Raw genomic sequence first — 24,952 nt, 5'->3', positions numbered from 1 at the left:
AATGATCCTCAAGCTGTATATTCCCTTTTTCACTTTAAAATATCCTTATTGGGGTCTGGTGGAAAAGCTGCATGCGCCATTTCACCCCGTAACAGCTTATAAGCTTCATGCAATTGAACATCATCCTTTGGGTCTTGTGGAACAAAAGCAGCTGAACCAGATCCTTTCTTGCTTTCTCGCTTCCCTTTGATATGCCCTTTTAATGTCGATTCACCAATCTTTACATCATAACCTTTATATTTTTCAGGAAGGGGTTGCTCTACAAGAATATCAGGTGTAATTCCAGTCCCTTGAATTGAAGTGCCTGACGGCGTGTAATAAAGCGCAGTCGTTAAACGTAAAGCACCATTTTCACCTAAAGGGATAATCGTTTGAACAGATCCCTTACCAAAAGATTGCGTCCCTAAAATCGTAGCACGACGATGATCTTGTAGTGCACCCGCAACAATTTCAGAAGCACTTGCCGAACCACCATTAATAAGCACAATGAGAGGCTTTCCATCAATAATATCTCCTGGCTTAGCATCAAATCTCGTCACGTCACTCTTCTTACGTCCACGGGTTGAGACAATCTCACCTTTATTGAGAAAAGCACTCGAAACGCTTACTGCCTGATCTAAAAGACCACCAGGATTAAGCCGTAAATCAAGAACATATCCCTTTAACTTATCTTGAGGAATTTTCGACTGAATATCTTTAATTGCGGCCTGAAGATTGCCAAAAGTCTGCTCAGAAAACTGAATAATTCTTACATATCCAATATCATTCTCAACGCGATATTTTACCGCTTTTACTTTGATGATATCACGAACAACCTTAATTTCAAGCGGCTTATCAACACCAGAACGAATAATTGTCAACGCTATGGGTGCTCCAGGAGCTCCCCGCATCTTATTAACAGCTTCATTCAATGTTTGACCATTCGTCTCTACACCATCAATTTTTGAAATGAGATCCCCTGCTAAAATACCCGCTTTTGAAGCAGGTGTATCATCCATTGGGGAAACAACTTTAATTAAGCCTTTCTCCATGGTAACTTCAATACCTAGACCTCCGAATTCTCCCTTCGTAGAATCCCGCATCTCCTTAGCTTCTTGTGCATTCATATAAGATGAATGGGGATCAAGCGATGTGAGCATCCCATTGACAGCATTTTCAATAAGCTTCTTATCATCTGGCACCGTCACATATTGCATACGGACGCGTTCAAAAATATCGCCAAATAAAGCCAACTCTTTATAAACATCATTTTCATTATTGGCAGCAACAGACTGCACCATTATCATTGAACAGGCGCCGAGCAATACCCCAGCGACCAAAAGAATAACTTTACGAATCATTTTGGTTCCTTCTCGTTTTTTCAGTCCGCCACCAAGGAGTTGGATTTACAGGTCTCCCCTGCTTGCGAAACTCAATGTAAAGCATTGGAGCCGTTTTGCCTATATCCAATGCAACACTGTTCGCAACAAATTGCATTCCCATCGTTCCAAGGGGTTCACCGGCAAGAACAAACTGTCCCTGACTTACGTTAATTTTTGACATCCCAATAAGAATGATATGATAACCATTGCCGACATTGAGAATAATTAATTGTCCATAAGAACGAAATGGCCCAGCAAAAGCAACAAGAGCATCAGTAGGAGATATAACAATGGCAGATGCTTCTGTTTCAATCATTTCACCAAAGCGCGTCATCTGTGAACCATTATGCGCATGCTGCACACGTTTTCCTAAAACAGGTAAAAGTAAAGAACCTTTTCGATTTTCAAAATTCGATTGCTCTAACAACTGTAAATTTTTCTGTAACTGTCTTGAGACATCAGAGCTCTGTTTTGATTGACGATCAAGCTCTAAAATCAACTCCTCTAAAGAGCGCGCTTGTTTAGCAAGAGCAATGTTCTTTTGTTGTTGCTCTGTAAGCTCTTCTTCTGATCTTTGTTGTAACTTAGCTTTTTTGTCTAATAAAAGCTCTAAATGCTTTTTCTGTTCTGCTTGCTTTTGCATTTTAGCCTTTAACGCTGTATACTCCGTGGTAATTGAATTGGTTAAATAGGTCAACTCCTTCAGACTTTCTGTTAAAGCGCGTGTTTTCTCTTGCATTTGAGGGATAACAGCCCCTAATAAAACAGAACTACGGACAGAAGTTAATACATCTTCAGGTCTCACTAAAAGAGCAGGAGCGGGATTTAACCCCATACGTTCTAAAATGGCAAGAACTTCCGCAAATTCTGCACGACGATTTTTCAGATTTTGTTGAACTTGCACCCGCTTTTTTATCATTTTTTTTAGCTTTTCTTCTCTTTCAGCAATATCACCTGCTACGGCACGTTCTGCTTTAGCAACCTTGATGAGTGCATCACTTAAAGCACGCTGATCTTTTTTTAAAACTTCAACTTGACGCTCAAGGAAAGCAACCCGCTCACGCGAAAGTGAAATATTCTGGTGAATCTCTTTTAACGCTCTCTGTGCTTCTTCTGCACTCCTTACTGTATCTTCAGCATGTGATATAGAAAAACAAAAAAATAGACTCAAGAACAACACGAAAAATAGCATAAATTCTTCATATAAATGTTGCACCTTTCTATGAAGAAGATTTCCCATTTGCCCAACCATTAAGCATCATCACATAAATGAGTGATGCTTTAAATGACGTCAACTAAAACAATATTAATAAATACACAAATAAGTGCTAAAAATTGTCTAAAAATATTAAACGCGATGATAAGGGTGGTTACTGGCAATCGTTACAGCACGATAAAGTTGTTCAGCAAGAAGTATACGTGCAATTTGATGCGGCCACGTCATAAAACCAAAAGACAAAAGAAAATCAGCACGGCTTCTTATCTGTTCATTATGCCCATCAGGCCCCCCTAAAGCAATGATCAAATCATGGACACCTTCATCACGATAGAAACCTAACTTTTCAGCAAAAGCAGATGATGAAATCGATTTTCCACGCTCATCAAGCACAATTAATCGGCACTTGTCAGGCAAAAATTCGATAAGCTTTCTCCCCTCTTCTTCCATGCGCTGACATGCTGTCTGCGCACGACTTTCTAATATCTCTTGTAATTTTTTGAAATGAAATCCCACAACTCCAGAACTTTTAGAAAAACGATCCAAATAATGGTGAAACAATGTGTGTTCTGCTCCCATCTTCATGCGACCAACAGCAAAAATAGAAATTTGCATGTTAATGATCTCCAAAGAGAACCGATTTTGTATTGTTTACATCAGGAGCAAGCCACATTTTTTCTAAATTGTAAAAGAGACGAATTTCTGGACGAAAAAGATGAACAATGATATCACCTGTATCAATCAATACCCAATCACCCGTATCTAACCCTTCTACACTTGCAAGACCATATCCACTGTCTTTCCAAGTGCCTAACAAATGATCCGCAATAGCAGTAACATGGCGTTGTGAATGTGCTGAAGCTATGACCATGTAATCAGCCAAAGATGATTTACCCTGAATATCAATGGAAACAATATCTTCTGCTTTGCTATCCTCTAAACTTTTGAGAATGATTTTGAGACCATCGCTTACAGAAAAGATTCTTTTTTCTGTCGCAGGTGCAATACTGTAAGAGTATTTTTGTGAAATATTTTTCAGACCAATATCCTTTCTTATTATTTAAATCATAGGGGAAAGAGAAGCAGAATCTTACAAAATATTCAAGAAAAATTATTCTCCTTTAAACGAAGTTTCGTTGAAGACTGAAAAGACAAAGGGCCATGTAAATAAGTCCAAGCCGGTGGTTTCATAAAAGGTAATCGTATACTTTCTCTCTCATCCAAACGAAAAGAACGGTAAATATGTGCCATAGGAGAAGAAAGTGCTGACATATGCGCAAAAGGACGATCAACAATTGCAATCGGAAGCATGGAGACAATAGCACGCCATCGATACCAATGATGTATCGTTGCAAAACTGTCTGCACCCATCACCCACACAAAACGGACACCACGACAATGTGTGAGAATATGAGAAATCGTATCTATTGATACTTTACTACCTATTGCCTGTTCAAAACCCGTTACACGAATCTTTGGATGATCAACGCGTTCAATACTTAGCCGCATTCTCTCATCTAAAGAAGGTAAATGTGTACAATCCTTTAAGGGGTTTCCTGGAGTTACCATCCACCATAATTGATCAAGATGTAAACGCCGAATTGCGCTTTTTGCAACAAGAAGATGTCCAGCATGCGGCGGATTAAAAGACCCACCAAAAAGACCAACAATATTGGACTTTTCAACATGTGGCATGCGATCTTTCCAAGGAAAAAACAGATTTTTCAAGGCCTAACCTGCCCATTTCCTTTAATATGATACTGAAATGATGTCAGCTGTTCAACACCAATTGGACCACGTGCATGCATTTTTCCTGTTGCAATACCAATTTCTGCTCCAAAACCAAATTCACCTCCATCAGCAAATTGCGTAGATGCATTATGAAGTAAAATAGCTGAATCCAAACGATTAAAAAATATTTTTACCACCCTCATATCCTCAGCAATAATCGATTCTGTATGCCCCGATGAATAACGTTGAATATGCGCAATGGCTCCCTCAATACCTTGAACTGTTTTGACAGAAAGAATTGCATCAAGATATTCATGCGACCAATCTTCTTCAGAGGCTAATTTAACATCTGGTAGGAGAGAAACAATATCCTCTGTTGCACGAATTTCACATCCCTTTTCTTGTAAAGCAATGAGAACAGGAAGAAACTTTTTTAATGCTTGTCGGTCAATGAGAACTGTTTCAACAGCGCCACATATACCGGTTCTGCGCAACTTTGCATTTATAACAATCTTACGCGCCATATCTAAATCTGCTGATTGATCAATATAGATATGACAGAGCCCTTCTAAATGGGCAAAGGTTGGAACACGTGCATCAGACTGCACGCGTGCAACAAGGCTTTTTCCACCACGAGGTATAATCACATCAATCGTACCATCCAATCCTTTAAGCATTTCTCCAACAGCATTCCGATCTGTCGTTCCAACCATTTGAATTGCATCTTTAGGAAAATCAGCTTTTTCCAATCCTCTCACCAACGCACAATGGAGCGCATGAGCAGAATGAAAACTATCTGACCCACCACGTAAAATTGCAGCATTTCCAGCCTTTAAACATAAAGCGCTTGCATCAATTGTCACATTTGGTCGACTTTCATAAATGATGCCAATGACACCAAGAGGTGTACGGACACGACTAATATGAAGCCCATTTGGACGTGTCCATTCATCCATCACTTGTCCAACTGGATCAGGTAAAGAAGCAATATGACGCACACTCTCTATGATTGCATCCAAACGCAATTCATCTAACTTAAGCCTATCAACCATGGCTGCATTTAAATTATTCTGAACAGCGTTCGCTAAATCTTGACGATTAGCCTGTAAAATTTCAGCTGATTGATCCTCTAAACTCAAAGCTATCGCTTCTAATGCCTTATTCTTTTGTTCAGAAGACATAACAGCTAGTTCCGCAGCAGCATGACGCGCTTTTTTCCCCATGTCTTTCATTTGTTCTTTTAAAGCCATAGTATCATCCATTCTGCAAAAGCAATAAACAAAGTAAAAGATAACTTTTTTAAGCAGAATCGGTCAAGCATCGTAAAACCATATCATTACGATGCACCATAGCAGAGCGCGCTTCATATCCAAGGATAAATGCAATTTCTTCGCTTTTACACCCCATAATGCGTACAACTTCATCTTTGCCATAACTCACAAGTCCACGAGCAATCTCAATTCCATTTATATCAACAATCGCAACCGTATCTCCGCGATTGAATCTTCCCTCAACAGCAATAACTCCTGCTGCTAATAATGATTTTCCAGATTTAAGAGCCTTCACTGCTCCCTGATCAATCGTTAAAATACCCGATGGTTCTAAATGACCAGAAATCCAAATTTTCCAAGCATTAACAGGTTTTTCACTCGCAGCAAAAAAACTGCTGCGCTCCCCCTTTTCAAGGGACGAAAGAGGATTCATACGCTTGCCTGAAGTAATGACCATCGCTGTTCCAGCGGAATTCGCTATTTTTCCAGCATCTAATTTGGTCTTCATTCCCCCACGAGAAAGCTCTGAAGCAGCTCCATCTGCCATTTTTTCGATATCACTCGTGATTGATGCAACAAAAGGGATAAATTCAGCCGTAGGATCACGATGAGGAGATTTCGTATAAAGGCCATCAATATCTGATAAAAGTATCAAAAGATCTGAACCCATCATTGTTGCTACCCGTGCCGCTAAACGATCATTATCACCATAGCGAATTTCACTTGTTGCTACAGTATCATTTTCATTGATAACCGGCACAGCTCCAAAACGCAAAAGGACATTAATTGTAGCACGTGCATTGAGATAACGCCGTCGCTCTTCCGTATCGAAAAGAGTGAGTAAAATTTGACCCGTCTTTAATCCATATTGAGCAAACGCATCGCCATATGTTTTGGATAATTCAATTTGTCCTAAAGCAGCACACGCCTGACTCTCTTCTAATTTCAAAGCTCCCTTAGGGAGCTGGAGCAATGTTCTTCCTAAAGCAATCGCACCTGAAGACACCAATAAAATCTCAATACCTTTTTGACGTAACTTGGCAACATCACTTACCAAACTGTTGAGCCATTCAGCCCGTAAACCTGTCTGAGGATCAACCAAAAGCGCAGATCCAATTTTGATTACAATGCGTTTATAATGTGCAAGTTTTTGCAATCCAACTGCCATCTTCATCAATCCTGCTTTACTCTGTCATCATCATTTTTGCGTGCCATTTCAATGATATGTGCGATAGCACGGAGCACATTTTCTAAACCTTCACGACTGACCGCAGAAAACATCATCACAGATTTACCCGTTACCTTTTGCAAAATCTCTTGTTTAGCTTTTCGTTCTTCAATAGTGAGAGTATCTATCTGACTTAAAGCTATAATTTCTGTCTTATTACTTAAGTTATTCCCATATGCCTCTAATTCCTTACGCACAATCTGGTACGCTTTTGCCACATCTTCTTCTTGAGCAGAAACCAAATGGAGTAAAACACCACAGCGTTCAACATGCCCTAAAAAACGATCTCCAATTCCTATACCTTCATGAGCCCCTTCAATGAGACCAGGAATATCAGCCAAAACAAATTCACGTGCATCAATGCGTGCAACACCAAGATGAGGATGCAGAGTGGTAAAAGGATAATCAGCAATTTTTGGTTTTGCAGCTGTTACTGATGCTAAAAAAGTTGACTTTCCAGCATTCGGCAAACCAACAATTCCACCATCAGCAATTAACTTCAAACGAAGCCACAATGTGCGCTCTTCACCAGCTAAACCAGGATTTGCACGACGAGGTGCCCGATTCGTAGAGGTCGTAAAATGAAGATTCCCAAAACCACCGTTCCCTCCTTTTGCAAGACGGTAACGTTGTCCCACTTGTGTTAAATCACAGATTAGCGTTTCATTATCTTCTTCAAAAATTTGTGTCCCAACCGGTACTCTAAGAATGATATCATCACCCTTTTCACCCGACATATTACGCCCCTTACCATGTCCTCCTGTTTTTGCTCTAAAATGCTGCTGATAGCGATAATCGATTAGCGTGTTCAGTCCATCAACAACAACAGCCCAAACATCACCACCGCGTCCTCCATTCCCTCCATCAGGCCCACCAAATTCAATAAATTTTTCACGACGAAAGGAGACTGCTCCTGCCCCCCCATTCCCAGAACGAATATAAACTTTAGCTTGATCAAGAAATTTCATTGGAAATACTCACTGAGGAATCAATCCTTCTGCCTCTATAGGTAACGTATCAGTTTTACCAGTTTTTCATTATTGACAAAAGAAAAACTGCCCATAATGTCATCAACAACTATTCGCAAATACCCTTATATTCTTAATATATCAATACACTTCAATCTTCTGGAAAAAAGCTATTGTTGCACTTCTGTTTTACCCTTAAAATTTAAAGCTAAAAGGTAAAGCTCTACGGATTCTGATCGGCTTGCAGGTGGTTTGACATGATGAACTGTTTTGAAATTCTGTTTTAATGTTGTGAGAAGGGTGTTTTCCGCTCCACCTTGAAAGGCTTTTGCTAAAAAATGTCCTCCAGGCTTAAGAACTGAAAGAGCAAACTCAGCAGCAACTTCACATAAATGAATCGTCCTTAAATGATCCGTCTGACGATGACCTGTTGTTGGTGCTGCCATATCAGAAAGCACCACATCCGGCTTTGTCCCTAAGGCATCAGTTAATTTCTGTGGTGCATCTGCATGCAAAAAATCCATTTGCAACATTACAACTCCAGGTAATGGGTCAACAGGCAAATAATCAATGCCCACAACACTCGGTTTTTTATCACTGGAGCCAACTACACGTACAGCGACCTGACACCATCCTCCCGGAGCCGTACCTAAGTCAATAATCTTTTGACCTTTTTTGAGAAACTTATAACGCTCATTAATTTCAATTAATTTATAAGCCGCACGCGACCGATAACCATCTACTTTAGACTGATGAACATAAGGATCATTTAGATGCCTTTCTAACCACCGCCGTGACGACGCTTTAATGGTTCCTGCTTTCTTCTTTACACGTTGATATAATTCATGTGAGCCTGAACCACCGTATCCACCAGCTGGTGTTTTTATCGTTTTTTTCATCGTTATTCATTGTCTCCGTCTTTTGATAATCTGCTAACGTCTGAAACGTTTTCCTTTCCTATATCGACACCATACACCATCGCGTAACATCAACTCTATCAAAATTCCTTCTCTCAAACCACGATCAGCAACTCTTAATCGTCGACTGGGCCAAACTTCTCGAATAACATCTAAAATTGCACAACCAGCTAAAATTAAATCTGCTCTTTCTCGTCCAATACAAGGATTAGTTGCACGTTTTTTTATATCCCATGACAATACACGCTCCACCATAAGTGTAATGTCTGCATCATCCATCCAAATACCATCAACTTGTCTTCGGTCATAACGTTCTAAATTAAGATACATTCCCGCTAAAGTTGTAATCGTTCCAGAAGTTCCCAAAAGATGAAACTTTGACCCTTGAGCAAGAGTCCCCAATTGATGACGTTCTGAAAAATTATTTAACAAATTTCGCACATAACTTTTCATTTTCTCAAAATCGTCTAAACTACCATTACTGCCTCCAAAGCGTTCAGCAAGCGTGACAACACCAACAGGAAGAGAAGTCCATGCCGTAATTTGTTCTGTTAAACGTAAAGAACGCTTTTTGGAAACATCAAGAAGCACAATTTCTGATGAACCTCCTCCAATATCAAAAAGCACAATTGCATCGGTATTCGGTTCAACAAGCGTACCACAACCTGAAACAGCAAAACGTGCTTCGGTTTCCTGATCAACAATTTCTAATTCAAGACCAGTCTCATCCAAAACGCGTTGAATAAAATGTTTCCCATTTTTTGCCAAACGGCAAGCTTCCGTTGCAACTAAACGATAACGTTTAATACGCCTCTGCTTTAGCTTTAAATGACAAATCTTTAATGCTTCAATCGCACGATCCATTGCTTGTGTATGAAGAAAACCGTTATTTACTAAACCTTCTCCTAATCGTACAATACGTGAAAAAGCATCAACAACATGAAAATACCCTGGTTTACTAGGAGATGCGATAAGAAGACGACAATTGTTCGTTCCCAAATCAAGTGCAGCATAAAGAGGCGGCGATTTCAAACGAGAAAACTGTGGAAGAAAAGTTGTTTTTGAGCCTTTTGCTTTCTTAATACCTATAGTTGCTCGACCATTAAATTCAAAAGTTGTATCCGATTGAATAGGCTTCTGTTTACGACGTCTTCTTCGTTGTTGGTGCTTTATATCAACGGAAAGGGAATCCCTTCCTGTCTGTAACAAAGCAGAGTGATTATGATGACTAGCGCTGTGATCATAGAATTGCTTTGCTTTGATATCATGCGCTCTTCCTTTCTTTGATTCTTTTGAATCATAATCTAATGGGGTCATTTTCCTTATTCCTTGAGCGTTTTCCCCCAATAAATAAACGCAAAACTCCTTGTGTTCATAACTAAATAAAGTAACAATGCGGCATTAAATTATAAATATCAAGAAAACATTCCTTACTTTTCTCTTATCAGAAGTGTCCACGCTCATGTCATTTAGCTTTCTGAATAATTTTTGTTTTTTTTAAAAAAATCGACTTTCTCTTTATAAGCTTGAAACTATAAATTCATTAATGACGTCTATATCCATTTTTGTAAGTAAGTAACTGCTCTTTAGTCATTCATATCGAGATGTATCTCTATTGTAAAAAAGATAAATTTATACTCTTCGAGAATTTTAAGCTATCATTGCTCCTTTATATTCGCGGCATAATAATACTGTAATTGCATTTTACAAAGTAACTCAACTCTTAGTATCGCAATCACCAAACTCCATAACTACAAAAAGTATGACAGTATTTTAATTGGAAGTTATTGATGTCAAATGAGCCTAAACACTTTTTCGCAATAGGATTTTAGACAAAGAGAAATCAAGAGTGCGTTAGAGTATTTTCTTTTATAAAGAGAGACGCTGGTTATTTTTTCTATAAGCATTAAATTGGTATGAAATTTTTACAAAGATAAAACTAACCGACCATTTGTTCAAAGGAACTATATTGCTCTTGTAAATCCCGTGGAGAAATTCTAATTTTTATTCTTCATTTTCTGTTATAGATAAATAATTTATTGAAATTTTACACCCGTAAAATACGACCTCAATTGAACAAGGCATTTCTCTATTATACTCTACAAATTACTAAATTACTGCATTTTTTCTTTAAATCTGAAAATACAAAACAATATTATTTATGGACAAATAAGCTCTTTTAAAACCGCTCTATACAGGTTATCGTTGTAAAGAATTAAGTGCTGCACTTAACCCTTCAAATGGTACAGTAAAAGAAAACACCTTTCCTTCTTTAATCTTATAGGAAATACGTATTTTTTTGTTTTGTTCTATTTGTTTGCTTAAAACTGGTCCTACAGGCGATTGTGCCAAACAGATGGTTTCATTACACTGCGTATAACGAATAAGGATAGGTTTTTTAACACCTTCTACAAAAATTTGAATAGGAATATTTATATCAGTATTTGGTAATGTTCGGAAAAGCATTACTGCTTGACCATTTTTGGTAGAAACAAGAGACCAACTAAAAACCGTATTATCATTCTGATCATGAACCGTCTGCGTTACATTGCATATTCCTTGCTTAAGTTTTTGTTTTTCATCACAAATCAATGTCCAATAATCAAATTGCATAATAATGCGACGCGTTTCACCAGGCTCTCCTTTGGGAACGGATAATTGTGGTGGGTGCACTGTATAAACATCCTTTTTCTCATTAGCAAAACTCGCGCCCTTGCCTATAAAGGCAAGGACAAACAGAATAATTACAAAAATATTTTGCTTCTTTATAGTGATATGCATCTTTTTCATCATCATCTCAGTCTCAGAGTAATACCTGCGCCTATTCCAAAATGACCACCTGCACTTGTGACTGATAAATTAGAGCGGATATTACCATCTTCAGAGGTATAACCTGCACCAATAGCAAACGCGGATTGACTACGCCATAAACCTGTACCAAATGAAACACTTAAAGATCCTGGTATATCATAGTAACGTAAGTTAGAAACCGCCAAACCAATAGCCGCTGCTTGCCTTGCCTCTTTGCGAACATCCTCAACAGCATAGCTTAACGTCTCAAACTTCATGTCTGTATAGGATTTTGCTTCGTTAACACCTTTATTGACAAGACTACCCACTTGATCATCCGTATATTTCTTCGCATCATCAAGAACTATCTTCATCTGATCTTTAGTATAATCATGTAACTGACCACCATTGACTGCTTGCTTAGAGCCTGTTTCAATCTTGCCGTCCGCTACATTGTCTATCAAAACCGGATCACTCTCATTGCCACCTACTAACGTGATGCTATTGGTCTTTTTACCATCTGCACCTTTGTCATAGTTAACAGCTCCATCCGTTACCGCAGTTTCAATATCTTGGACATGTTTATCAAGCGTATCTACCCTGTTCTCAACCTTCGTTACCCTTTCATTCGTTTCCCATAGCTGACCTCCATTCACTGCATCTTGTGAGCCAGCTTTGATCTCTCCATTCGCTATATTGGTAATATGAGACGCTTCACCATTATGACTTGCATCATACGCTCCTTGCTCCTCATTCCAATGCAAACTATTCTTATCTATATTATCAGAGACATCCTTAATACGGTTGTTGATATTCGTCATACTCTCACTGACAGTATTAAAGGCACCCGCGACATCATGGCTCTCCTTCGTAGAGGAACTCCCATCAGAATTAAATTGGGCAACATTGAATGTCGGTGCAGTCCAACTACCATTCTCATACTTAGCTCCACCACCAAAATAGGTCGCAAGGGTCGTATTCAGAGCATAAAGCTGATTACCTGTGATCGCTTCCGTTGAGCCCTCAGAAATATCGCCATCTAAAAGGGATTTCAGTTTGCTCTTGCTTCTGTCAGATCCCTGCCCATGAAGCGCTACAAAGGCGTTCTCTTCATCACTCCACAACAATGCATTCTGCTCAACTTTATCAGAATTATCAGAAAGCTCTTTATGAAGCTTCTTGAAGGAACTGCTTACACCCGCAAAGGCAGCTGTAATATCTGGATAACTCTCTTCTTTTGAACTGCCATCATCATTGAAGGTCAGAACTTTGAAACTTGGTGGAGTCCACTTGCCATCTGCAAACTGTGCATCGCCACCAAAATAAGTCGCTAGCGTCTTATTCAATGAATAAAGCTGACCACCATTTACTGCTTCTGTCGAGCTTTCAGAGAGAATTGCTGCTTTTACACCAGAAAGACTACGTGCATCACCATTACTGTTGGCAATTGTTATTGCTGTACCTTCTTTCTCCGCACCAATCTTGATAACCTTGGTCGTCTCATCCTGCTTAACAAGACTATCACTGACAACTTGGTTAATCTCTTTGGTAATCTCATCCTTAACATTCGTAATTCTATTATTCACATTGCTAAATGAACTACCTACTCCAGCAAAAGCTGAGGCAACATCATGATAGGTCTCATCAGAAACCTTCCCTTCTTCTTCAAAGCTCTTAACCGTAAATTTAGGAGCAGTCCATACACCACCTTCATACTTAGCACCACCACCAAAGGATTTAGCTATATCCGTAGCGGCTGTTTCAAGATTGGTAGACACGGTGCTTACATGTTGATTGGTCGCAAAAAGCTGTGAACCATTCACCGCTTGCGTCGATTCTTCCGAAAGCGCACCAGATTTTACTCCAGACAACGTCCGCGATGCGCCATCAACATTCGCAAGCTTAACTTCAGTACCACTCTTTTCACCTCCTATACTGATAACATGTGTCTCTTCATTCTGCTTAACAAGGCTGTCTCCAACGACTTTTTTAATCTCAGTCTTAAGCTCTTTATGAATATTCGTGAATGAACTTCCTACACCTGCAAAAGCTTCCGCTACAGTCTTATAGCTCTTCTCTTCAACTGCACTGCCATCTTCTTTGACAACATTAACCTTGAAATCAGGTTTATGCCATTCGCCATTCGCATATCCAGCTCCACCTCCTAAATAGGTCGCTAGCGTATTACTCATGGAATAAAGCTGAGAGCCATTTACTGCTTCCGTCGATCCTTCTGCAATATCGCCATTGGCAAGAAACTTAATCTTGCTGTTGGTTTTTTTGCCGCCTTTTTCACCATGCGTTGCTACAAACGCTCCTTCGTCCTTGTTCCAGTTCAAAGAATCCTGTGCAACACTTTCAGAAACATCCTTAATCCGATCATTGACATTTTTGATGTTCTCATCAAGTCCTGAGAAGGCTGAACCAACATCTTTAAATGCATGCTTTTCTACATGACCATCTTTAGAAACCTTAGATAATTGATAGGTTGGTCCTGTAAATGCACCATTCTTAAATCCTGCATCACCACCCAAGAATTTCGCAACATCCTGGGAAATCGTATTAATCTGACCACCTGTAACAACATCATGTGAACCCTCAGAAAGCTGGCCATTGGCAACATTATGTAAACCAACAGGAGACGAATCTTTACCTTTTCCAAACGTCACACTACCATAATTGGTATTACCATCTGATCCTTTATCATAAAGAACAACAGCGGATTCTTCAGACTGAAGACTGTTCGAAAGATCTTTCAAACCTTTATCAAGCTGACCCTTATTAACAGCTTCATTATCATTCGCTGCTGCTTTCACGCCTGAAAGAATCCGATCTTTATTATCCTTATCGGCAATAGTGATTGTCGTACCATCCTGTTCGCCTCCAATCTTGATAACCTTGGTCTTCTCATCCTGCTTAACAAGACTGTCTTTAACTACTTGGCTAATCTTATTCTTAACTTCATTATGAATGTTTGTGAAAGAACTGCCCACACCTGCAAACGCTTCGGCTACACTACCATAGCTTTGCTCTTCAACTGCACTGCCATCTTCTTTGACAATATTAACCTTGAAACTTGGTGCTTTCCAACTTCCATTTTCATAGCTAGCATCACCACCAAAATACGCCGCAACTTCATTACCCAATGCATGAAGCTGTTGACCTGCCACAGCATCCGTAGAGCTCGCAGAAATATCACCATTCTGAAGAGACGTAATCTTACTGTTGGTTTTTTCACCGTCTTTACCATGCGTTGCTACAAATGCTTTGTCTTCATCACTCCACAATAATGCGTTCTGCTTAATATTTTCAGAAACCTCCGTATTGCCCTGAGTAACTTCTTTATGCAGGTTCTTAAAAGAGGTACCTATCCCCTCAAAAGCAGCTGCTACACTACCATAGCTTTGCTCTTCAACTGCACTGCCATCTTCTTTGACAGTCTTAAGCGTGAATTTTGGTGCAATCCATGTGCCATTCTTGTAGCTAGCATTACCACCAAAATACGCCGCAACATCATTACCCAATGCATGAAGCTGTTGACCTGCCACAGCATCCGTAGAGCTCGCAGAAATATCCCCATTCTGAAGAGACGTAATCTTACTGTTGGTTTTTGCACCATCTTTACCATGCGTTGCTACAAATGCTCCTGCTTCCTTGTTCCAGTTCAAAGAATCCTGTGCAACACTTTCAGAAACATCCTTAATCCGATCATTGACATTTTTGATGTTCTCATCAAGTCCTGAGAAGGCTAAACCAACATCTTTAAATTCAGCCTTTTCCACTTTGCCATCTTGAGAAACCTTAGATAATTTATAGGTTGGTCCTGTAAAGATACCATCCTTAAATGCTGCATCACCACCAAAATATTGAGCAAGTGTAGTATTTAAAGAATAAAGCTGAGAACCATTAACAGCTTCCGTGGAACTTGCTGAAATATCACCATTGGCAAGGAACTTAATCTTGCTGTTGGTTTTTTCACCGTCTTTACCATGCGTTGCTACAAACGCTCCTGCTTCCTTATTCCAGTTCAAAGAATCCTGTGTAACACTTTCAGAAACATCCTTAATCCGATCATTGACATTTTGAATGTTCTTATCAAGTCCTTCAAAGGCTGAACCAACATTCTTAAAATCAGTAGTTTCCACTGTGCCATCTTGAGAAACCTTAGATAATTGATAAGTTGGTTCTTTAAGACTACCTTCACTGAAGGTCGCACCACCACCGAAATACTTCGCAACTTCAGTGCCCAATGTATGAAGCTGTGAACCATTGATTGCATCATGAGATGATGAAGAAACTACACCATTAGCAACATTATGAAGTCCTACAGGTGTCTTATCTTTATCCTTACCGCCTAAAGTCACACTCGCATAATCAATACTGTTATTGTCATCAGCTTTTTTATCATAATGAACAACAGCAGAATCTTCAGACTGAAGACTGTTGGAAAGCTTCTCCAAACTTTTATCGAGTTGCCCCTTATTAACAGCCTGATTATCTTGTGTTGCTTCCTTCACACCAGAAAGAGCTCGTGCCTCACCACTCTTATTAGCAATATTGATTTCACTACCTTCTACTTCTTTACCAATCTTAATAACCTTGGTCGTCTCATCCTGCTTAACAAGACTATCACTGACCACTTGGCTAATCTCTTTGGTAATCTCATTCTTAACATTCGTAATTCTATTATCAACATTTGTAAATGAACTACCTACTCCAGCAAAGGCTGAGGTAACATCTGAGTAATCTTTATCTTCTGTTGTCCCACCTTCTTTGAAGCTCTTAACCGTAAACTTAGGAGCCGTCCATTTGCCACCATCATAGTTAGCATTACCACCAAGAAACTTGGCAACCTCGCTTCCCAATTGATGAAGCTGTTGACCTGCCACAGCATCCGTGGAGCTCGCAGAAATATCACCATTCTTAAGAGAGGTAATCTTACTGTTTTGTTTATCCTCTCCATGCGTCGCGACAAAAGCATTCGCAGTTTTACTCCAGTTCAAAGAATCCTGTGCAACACCTTGAGAGACTTCCTTAATCCGATTATTGACATTCTTGATGTTCTTATCAAGTCCTTCAAAGGCTGAGCCAACATTCTTAAAATCAGTAGTTTCCACTGTGCCATCTTGAGAAACCTGAGATAATTGATAGGTTGGTCCTGTAAATGCACCATCCTTAAATCCTGCACTGCCACCGAAATACTTAGCAACTTCGGTGCCCAATGTATGAAGCTGTGAACCATTGATTGCATCATGAGATGATGAAGAAACTACACCATTAGCAACATTATGAAGTCCTACAGGTGTCTTATCTTTATCCTTACCGCCTAAAGTCACACTCGCATAATTAATACTGTTATTGTCATCAGCTTTTTTATCATAATGAACAACAGCAGAATCTTCAGACTGAAGACTGTTGGAAAGCTTCTCCAAACTTTTATCAAGTTGCCCCTTATTAACAGCCTGATTATCTTGTGTTGCTTCCTTCACACCAGAAATAGTGCGTAACCCATTTTTGCTGTTGGCAATATTAATTTCACTGCCTTCTACTTCTTTACCAATAGTAATAAGATTTGTTTTTTCATCTTGCTTAACAAGACTATCTCCAACAACTTTGTCAATCTCACTCTTAACTTCTTTACGCAGATTCTTAAAAGAGGTACCTATACCCTCAAAAGCAGCTGCTACACTACCATAGCTTTGTTCTTCAACATCACTACCGTCATCCTTGACAGTCTTAACCTTGAAACTTGGTGCAATCAATTTGCCATTCTCATACTTAGCATCACCACCAAAATATTTCGCAACTTCACTACCCAATTGATGAAGCTGTTGACCTGCTACAGCATCCGTGGACTTCTCATTAATTTCTCCATTCTGAAGAGCAGTAATCTTGCTGTTACTTTTTTCTCCTTCTTTTTCACCATGCATTGCTACAAAGGCGCTTTTTGTCTTATCCCACAACAACGCGTCACCTTGAACTTCTTGCTTAATATTCGTGATCTTTTCAGTAAGTTCATTAAACTTATTCGTCAAATTGTTATTAACATTTGTAAAAGAGGTACCTACACCAGCAAACGCAGTTGTTACATCATGATAGGTTGCATCAGAAACTTTGCCCTCTTTATCGACAGCCTGAACCGTAAACTTAGGAGCTGTCCATTCGCCATCCTTGTAGCTCGCATTCCCACCAAGATATGACGCAACTTCATTGCCCAATTTATGGAGCTGTTGACCGGCAACAGCATCCGTGGAGCCCTCATTAATTGCTCCATTCTGCAGAGACGTTATCTTGCTGTTGGTTTTTGTACCGTCTTTTTCACCATGCGTTGCTACAAACGCTCCTGCTTTCTTGTTCCAGTTCAAAGAATCCTGTGCAACACCTTGAGAGACTTCCTTAATCCGATTATTGACATTCTTGATGTTCTTATCAAGTCCTTCAAAGGCTGAGCCAACATTCTTAAAATCAGTAGTTTTCACTGTGCCATCTTGAGAAACCTGAGATAATTGATAGGTTGGTTCTTTAAGACTACCTTCACTGAAGGTCGCACCACCACCGAAATACTTAGCAACTTCGGTGCCCAATGTATGAAGCTGTTGACCTGCTACTGCATCCGTGGAATTCTCATTAATTGCACCATTCTGAAGAGAAGTAATCTTGCTACTGCTTTTTTCTTCTCCATGCGTTGCAACAAAGGCATTCGCAGTTTCATTCCAGTTTAAAGAGTCACTCTTTGCATCAGAAATCTCTTTGTTAATCTTTTTTGCAACATTCGTGAATGAATTACCTACTCCTTCAAAAGCAGCCGCTACATTAGTATAGTCTTTATCTTCCGTTTGCCCATTTTCCTTGATGCCTTTAACCTTAAATGTAGGTGCGGTCCACTCTCCTTTCGTATTATAGCCGGCACCACCACCAAAATAGGTTGCAAACTGCTTATTCAATGAATAAAGCTGAGAACCATTCACTGCATCCGTTGAGAGACTACTAACAACCCCATCCTTTAGAGAGGTAATCTTGCTGTTGGTTTTTTTGCTTCCTTTTTCTCCATGCGTTGCTACAAAAGCACCTACATCTTTGTCCCACAACAACGCATCTCCTTGAACTTCCTGCTTAATATTCGCGATATTTTGAGTAAGTTCATTAAACTTTTTCGTTATATTGGTATTAACATTCGCAAAAGAGGTGCCTACTCCAGCAAAAGCCGTCGCTACATCATGATAAGTCGCTTCTTTAGAGCTACCATCAGCATTAACTATATTAAGCTTAAAATCAGGCTCGCTTAATTTTCCATTCTCGTATTTAGCGCTACCGCCAAAGTAAGATGCAACCTTGCTGCCTAATGTATGAAGCTGCGAACCTGTTACTGCCTCTTTTGAAGTTTCTGAGAGAGTACCATCTTTCACACCACTAAGCGTACGTGTTTCTCCTTTCTTATTAGAAACATCTATTAAATTGCCATTTTCTTTCAAACCAATGGTAATTTTACCTGTTTCGCTATCATGCTGTACAAGGTTGTTTTCTGTAACGTTTGTGATCTGTGTATTAATTTTTTTAATCTCTTTGGTAATCTCATTTTTTACATTCGTGAATGAATTACCTACTCCTTCAAAAGCACTGGCGACATCATGATAAGTCTCTTCTTCAGAGTTACCATCATCCTTAAAAGCTTTAAGCTTAAATGTTGGTTCTTTCCAACTCCCATCTTCATTATATGCAGCATTCTTATCAAAATAATGCACAATATTTTTGTTTAGAGAATAAATCTGGGAGCCATTTACAGCATCCGTTGAATCTTTGGAAACAACCCCATTCTGAAGAGAGGTAATCTTGCTGTTGTTTTTTTTGCTATCTTCTTTACCATGCATTGCGGCAAAGGCGCTTTTCTCCTCATCCCACAACAATGCGTTACCTTGAACAGCGGTAATTTCTTTTTCAACCTTTTTGGTAAGCTCATTTTTTACATTCGTAATTTCATTTTTTACATTCGTAAAAGAAGTACCTACACCAGCAAAGGCTGAGACTACGTCATCGTAAGACGCATCAGAAACATCGTTTATTGAATTAAATTGCTTAAGCTTAAATTTTGGCGCAACCCATTTGCCTCCATCATATTTAGCTTCACTATCAAGTGACGTGGCAACTTCGCTACCCAACTGATGAAGCTGTGAACCATTTACCGCCTCGTTTGAATCTTTAGAGATTTCCCCACCTATCAAACCTGCAATCGTTCGGCTCTCGTTATCCTTGTTTTGGAGATTGATTACATTGCCATCTTTTTCTTGACCAATGGTGATAGACTTTGTTGCATTATCCCACTTAACAACACTCTCACCTTCAAATTTTTGAATTACATTATTAACTTGTTCTGTAAATTTCTTCTGAATAGTTGTGAAAGTGGTACCAACACCCGCAAATGCATCTGCTACATTATCATAGCTATTCTCTTCTTCAGTACCATCATCCTTGATGGTTTTAAATTTAAATTTTGGATAGTCCCAGTTTCCATTCCCAAAATCAGCACCACCACCAAAGAACGTAGCCATCCTAGTACCTAACATATACATCTGGCTACCATTTATGGCCTCAGTTGAATTTTGAGTTTGAGCTCCACCTGCAACAAACCTAATTGTGCTGCTTGTTTTTTGTCCTTCTTTGCCATCTGCTTTGTGATGTGTTGCGACAAAGGCCTGTTCTTTATCACTCCATAACAAAGAATCTCCTTGAACAGTAGCAATCTCATTCTTAATTTCATTCTTAATATTCTTTAATGAATTACCTACCCCTTTAAAAGCACTGGTGACATCATGATAAGTCGCTTCAGAAACACCATCAGCATTAACTATATTAAGCTTAAAATCAGGCTCGCTCAATTGACCATTCTTGTATTCAGCACCACCACCAAAGTAAGATGCAACCTTGCTACCGAGAGAATAAAGCTGTGAACCACTGATTGCATCATGGGATTCTGAAGAGATTGCACCGTCGGCAACATTGTGAATACCTACCTGTACCTTATCTTTATCTTTACCACCTAAAGTAACACTCGCATAATTAATGCCACCTTTTTCGCCTTCTTTCTTATCGTAATGAACGACAGCAGAATCATCAGACTGAAGATTGTTGGAAAGCCTCTTTAAACTTTCATCAAGTTGCCCCTTGTTAACAGCATCTGTATTATCACTACCTTCTGCAACTCCTGTTATCTTTCTACCGCCAGCGTCAATGCCAGAAGTGGTTATTTTCGGACCACCGTTAATTACTAAGCCCGTTTCATCTAAGGTGTTTTTTCCTACTTGTATTTTCTCTGCTTGTACTGTACCTACTGTAATACCTCTAGCTAAATCAAATTTTACCTTATTGTCGTTTTCTCCTTTTGTAAGCGTAATATTTGTACTTCCAGCTTCTAAATCCACTGGATTGCTTGAATTAACATTCGTTGTATTTTTACCATTAACAGAAAGATCCCAACTTGGGGTTATAGAGCTTTGTAGAGCTTTTAGCTGTGCCACGTTGACCGCATCTGTGTCTTCAGTACCAGCAGCAACACCTACAATCTGTCTGGTTTTTCCGTCCTTAATACTACCAATACTGAGTGCAGCAAGAGTGCTTCGCCATATCTTATCCTCTGCGATTGAGTTCCTTCTAGTACTAGGATCATAACCTGCAATACCAGCGCCAACATCAGATATGGATTCCAAACCCAAAGCAACAGAATCTTCAATCAATGCTTTTGCGTTTGTACCAATAGCAATCCCGTGACGGGAACCTTTACCAATTTCTGCGTTTGTACCAATAGCAATCCCATAAGAGGATTTTGCATCAATTTTTGCGTTTGTACCAATAGCAAACGCATACAAGGAACCTTCATCAATTTTTGCGTTCATACCAACAGCAAGCGAATACAAGGCATCTTCAATAGTTGCGTTTTTACCAATAGCAATCCCATAAGAGGAATCTTTATCAACATGGGCGTTGTTACCAAGTGCAATTGAATCTTGTGCAGCAGCAACGGGATCTGTAAAATCTGTATTGGTGGTGTTAATTTTTAAGCCTTTTATAGCTGCTGCTTCTCGTACTGCTTTTAACTGCGCCACATTCACCGCATCTGTATCTTCAGAACCAGCAGAAACACCTGTAATCTGCCGTGTTTTTCCGCTCTCAACATTCCCAACACTAAGTGCTGCCAAGCTACTTTCCCAAACATGATCGCCTGCTGTTTTTGCTTTACCTGTTAGAGGATTATAACCCAAAACGCCACGTTTACGATTAGATACAGAATATGCTCCCAGAGCTACAGCCTCTTCAAGAGTAGCCTGTGCTTCTGTCCCAATAGCAACAGCACTCTTAGCGCCTTCTTCAACAAGAGATTTGATCCCTACCGCCAATGAATTTTCAGCTTTCGCAGTTGCAAGCCCACCAAATGCGAGAGCAGATATAGCAGATGCCTCTGATCCTATACCAATAGCAATACTTGCCTGGTCCTTTGCAAGCGCAGAAACACCAAAGGCTATTGCTCCCCCTCCTTTTGCTGTCGCACCGGCACCAAAAGCCGTTGAATAATTACCCGAAGCATAAGATCCACACCCTGTCGCAAAAGAATAAACACCAAAAGCCCGAGGTAGAATATTACCAGCTCCACCAGTAAGAGCACCCATATAACCACTCGTAGGACCAGCCAAACCATTACCAGTCCACGGAATCTGCTGTGTCATAGAACCATAAGGATTACGATTATAATACACTTGATTGGTAATAAATCTATTATACTGCGTCTCCGCACTTAGCCCAACACCTCCAGTGAGCAATGTTCCATCGCGACCAACAATTCTATCCACACCACAAAAATCATCATCACCAGAGAAGACAATGCTTCCATGGCTACCAAAAGGATAAGCTACATTAGGAGAATTATCGCTGCGGATAATTGCTCCTGTTATCGATAAATTGGAAGAAAAAACAGGAGAAACGCTTGATAAAAGTGTTGCCATTGCAGTTCCCAACGCAACTGCTTTAATCAAAGATGACTGAACAGGAAAATAACTTAAAACCGTGGTATAGATTTTTTTCATAACAAATTCTCCAGGTAAGAAAATATATTTTAGAACATAAAAAAAACACATTTCAGCGCTAGAGGTGATGTATTGGTGTGATTTTTGCTTGTTCTTTATGAAATTTGGATTTGTTGAAGAGGTAGAAAGAGGAGATGAAAGCTTTGGTAAGGTTTTTATTTTTCCATCTTAAACTGAGGCGTTTTTTTCACTGATGTTTTTAGGGTGATCGATAGTGAAAAATGAGATAAATACGAGAAAAGTGTCTTTGTTTGTTGAATTTGTGCTTCATGATCTTTAAAGAAATAGTTTGCTTTGTATGTTTATGGGAAGGGTTGAGTGCCTATCATGAGTTCATTGTGTTCTTATCGTAAAGATAGGTAACATGGCTCGATGTTTCAGGATTATTTTTTTGAAGCACTTGAAATAAGTTGTATGGATTTTCATAACCACCTGCACCTCCCCTTGCGATAAGTTTCTTACTTCTTATCAAAATGAGTCTTAATTAATAGCTTTTATAAACTCTTAAGAAGAAAAGCAAGAAGAAAATGAATTTAATTATTTTTACAGAATGAGTCTTTTCAATTTATGTAACCATGAAATACCATTATAATTTTGAAATTTATCGCTTTATTGCATATGTTGTAGACTTATAGAGAGGTTTTTGTTTCATCGTTTTTTGTAGTTCCTTTTGATCAAAATGAGTCTTATTAATCATTAAGACGACTCCGTACCTTATGATTTGTGCAGCTGTGTACAAAGAAAATGGTAAAATAGGATTTTTATTTTTGACAGTATCTCCCCAATGGATATTTTCTATCAAGGGAATTATAAAATACATGCCTTAAAATTGTGATTGGATGACGTACTCTATCCGTTTTGCTTAGAGAGATTACTTTATATTTCTAAAATTTTTATTAAAGTGCTTCGTATTTCTTACTAAAATCACTCTCACAAAGATTATTCCTATAGAATATATTATTATGGAGTTTTCTATATATTACTCTATCATTTTCTATGAAAAATATTGCTTTATCTATCATATAAACTTTCGCCCTTGCCTCATAAGACAAGGGCGAGAATTCGGTTAAATTGTCGTTTTTTGTATTATCTGGTGTTATTGTAACTTCAGAGTTATTCCACCACCAACTCCCCAATGACCTCCGGCACTGGTTGCTGATAAATTAGAACGAATCTTGCCATCTTCAGATGGTATAACCTGCACCAAAAGCAAATGCAGATTGACCACGCCACAGACCACCACCAAATGAAACACTTAAAGATCCTGGATCGTCGAAGTAACGTAAGTTAGAGACTGCTAAACCAATAGCTGCTGCTTGTCTTGTCTCTTTGCGAACATACTCAACAGCATAACTTAACGCCTCAAACTTCATATCTGTATAGGCTTTTGCTTCGTTAACACCATTATTGACAAGACTACCCACTTGCTCATCCGTATATTTCTTCGCATCTTCAAGAACTATCTTCATCTGACCCTCAGTGTAATCATGCAACTGACCACCATTTACCGCTTGCTTAGAGCCTGTTTCAATCTTGCCATCCGCTATATCGTCCATCAAAAATGGGACACTCTCATCATAACCTGCTGAATCCATTGACTCGTCGGACATCTCAAGAGAACTTTCATCGTCTACATCATCGAGAGAACGAGAGAATTTTGCTGCAGGCACCATGTCCATAAAAGGAAAGCCATCTGAAACATTTTCCCATTCATCTTGGGACTGAGAATAAATGATATAGACAGAAAGAGGACATCTTTGTGCACCGTTATTAAATGTAGTACGCTTAGGACGCAATAAAGTATTTATTGCGAGAGAAATTTGAGTTTTTTGCTAAATAATTTAGAGATTTTTGTGTAGAATTATTGCGTTTTTTCTGTAAAAATAGATGATACACACTTGGGCTTTAGATTTTTGTCCGTTGGTATGCTCTGAGATGGAATAACAGCAGTTTTGTAATTTTTTTATGACCTACTTCCCCCACTTTGCGAAAAAGTCATTGAACTTAAAAACTACCTCTGTCCTATAAGCTATTAAAAAGAAACACACGGAAAAAATTAACTTATTTTTAACAATTGTTCATTTTGATTCATGAATGATTATTAAATTCATAGCCTCATTGGTCGCTCTGTAGGCTTTGTAGAGGAATATTGATTGTATGGTTATGCTTTTTAAACGCCCTCATTTTGATTAGAGTGCATTTTACTTAATTACTGTTGCTACTACATACAAATAAATAGAGTCGTAAAAAATGGGACTTTTTTAATCATATCCTCTAATAGATATTTCTATTAATGAAATTATAAAACATGCACTTTTAATGCTGTACGATTATGCATATTATTCATTATTATATGTATATAAAAATGTTTTTGGCATTTGTAAATTGTAGTGAAAAT

General features: G+C 38.9%; 11 protein-coding genes and 3 pseudogenes. All 14 read right to left on the bottom strand.

Annotation, left to right across the window (positions count from 1 at the left end):
• Positions 1-29 precede the first annotated feature (29 nt).
• Positions 30-1,340, bottom strand: coding sequence for a S41 family peptidase (locus LNM86_RS01015; RefSeq protein WP_241438066.1), 1,311 nt, complete (start codon positions 1,338-1,340; stop codon positions 30-32).
• Complete coding sequence (locus tag LNM86_RS01010) at positions 1,330-2,613, bottom strand: murein hydrolase activator EnvC family protein (RefSeq protein WP_241438065.1); 1,284 nt, start codon at positions 2,611-2,613, stop codon at positions 1,330-1,332. The genes LNM86_RS01015 and LNM86_RS01010 overlap by 11 nt, the downstream gene beginning before the upstream one ends.
• 96 nt (positions 2,614-2,709) lie before the next feature.
• Entirely contained in the window at positions 2,710-3,192 is a 483-nt protein-coding gene (gene rlmH, locus LNM86_RS01005; protein WP_241438064.1) for a 23S rRNA (pseudouridine(1915)-N(3))-methyltransferase RlmH, read from the bottom strand.
• Between the two features lies 1 nt (position 3,193).
• Entirely contained in the window at positions 3,194-3,637 is a 444-nt protein-coding gene (rsfS, locus tag LNM86_RS01000) for a ribosome silencing factor (RefSeq protein ID WP_241439036.1), read from the bottom strand.
• Between the two features lie 41 nt (positions 3,638-3,678).
• The gene (locus tag LNM86_RS00995) at positions 3,679-4,272 is read right to left on the bottom strand and encodes a nicotinate-nucleotide adenylyltransferase (RefSeq protein WP_241439034.1); all 594 of its coding nucleotides are present in this window, start codon (positions 4,270-4,272) and stop codon (positions 3,679-3,681) included.
• Between the two features lie 29 nt (positions 4,273-4,301).
• On the bottom strand, positions 4,302-5,558 hold the full coding sequence (locus LNM86_RS00990) for a glutamate-5-semialdehyde dehydrogenase (RefSeq protein WP_241438063.1): 1,257 nt from the start codon (positions 5,556-5,558) through the stop codon (positions 4,302-4,304).
• 49 nt (positions 5,559-5,607) lie between these two features.
• Positions 5,608-6,747, bottom strand: coding sequence for a glutamate 5-kinase (gene proB, locus LNM86_RS00985; protein ID WP_241439033.1), 1,140 nt, complete (start codon positions 6,745-6,747; stop codon positions 5,608-5,610).
• Between the two features lie 5 nt (positions 6,748-6,752).
• Complete coding sequence (obgE, locus tag LNM86_RS00980) at positions 6,753-7,775, bottom strand: GTPase ObgE (RefSeq protein WP_241438062.1); 1,023 nt, start codon at positions 7,773-7,775, stop codon at positions 6,753-6,755.
• 170 nt (positions 7,776-7,945) lie between these two features.
• Positions 7,946-8,674, bottom strand: coding sequence for an RlmE family RNA methyltransferase (locus tag LNM86_RS00975; protein WP_241438061.1), 729 nt, complete (start codon positions 8,672-8,674; stop codon positions 7,946-7,948).
• Positions 8,675-8,707: 33 nt separating this feature from the next.
• Complete coding sequence (locus LNM86_RS00970; RefSeq protein WP_241438060.1) at positions 8,708-10,009, bottom strand: Ppx/GppA phosphatase family protein; 1,302 nt, start codon at positions 10,007-10,009, stop codon at positions 8,708-8,710.
• Positions 10,010-10,891: 882 nt separating this feature from the next.
• Positions 10,892-11,488 (bottom strand): invasion associated locus B family protein, encoded by a 597-nt coding sequence (locus LNM86_RS00965; RefSeq protein ID WP_241438059.1) that lies wholly within the window; start codon positions 11,486-11,488, stop codon positions 10,892-10,894.
• A pseudogene (locus LNM86_RS13060) lies at positions 11,485-12,540 on the bottom strand (Vomp family autotransporter); the annotation flags it as partial. The pseudogene LNM86_RS13060 and the gene LNM86_RS00965, both read right to left, overlap by 4 nt.
• Before the next feature lie 252 nt (positions 12,541-12,792).
• A pseudogene (locus LNM86_RS00960) lies at positions 12,793-22,140 on the bottom strand (hypothetical protein); the annotation flags it as partial.
• A 1,510-nt stretch (positions 22,141-23,650) separates the two neighbouring features.
• A pseudogene (locus LNM86_RS00955) lies at positions 23,651-24,137 on the bottom strand (YadA-like family protein); the annotation flags it as partial.
• Between the last annotated feature and the right edge of the window lie 815 nt (positions 24,138-24,952).

This window comes from Bartonella machadoae (genome assembly GCF_022559585.1).
GTDB classification, from domain to species: Bacteria; Pseudomonadota; Alphaproteobacteria; order Rhizobiales; family Rhizobiaceae; genus Bartonella; species Bartonella machadoae.
This window is presented reverse-complemented; position numbering and strand designations above follow the sequence as displayed.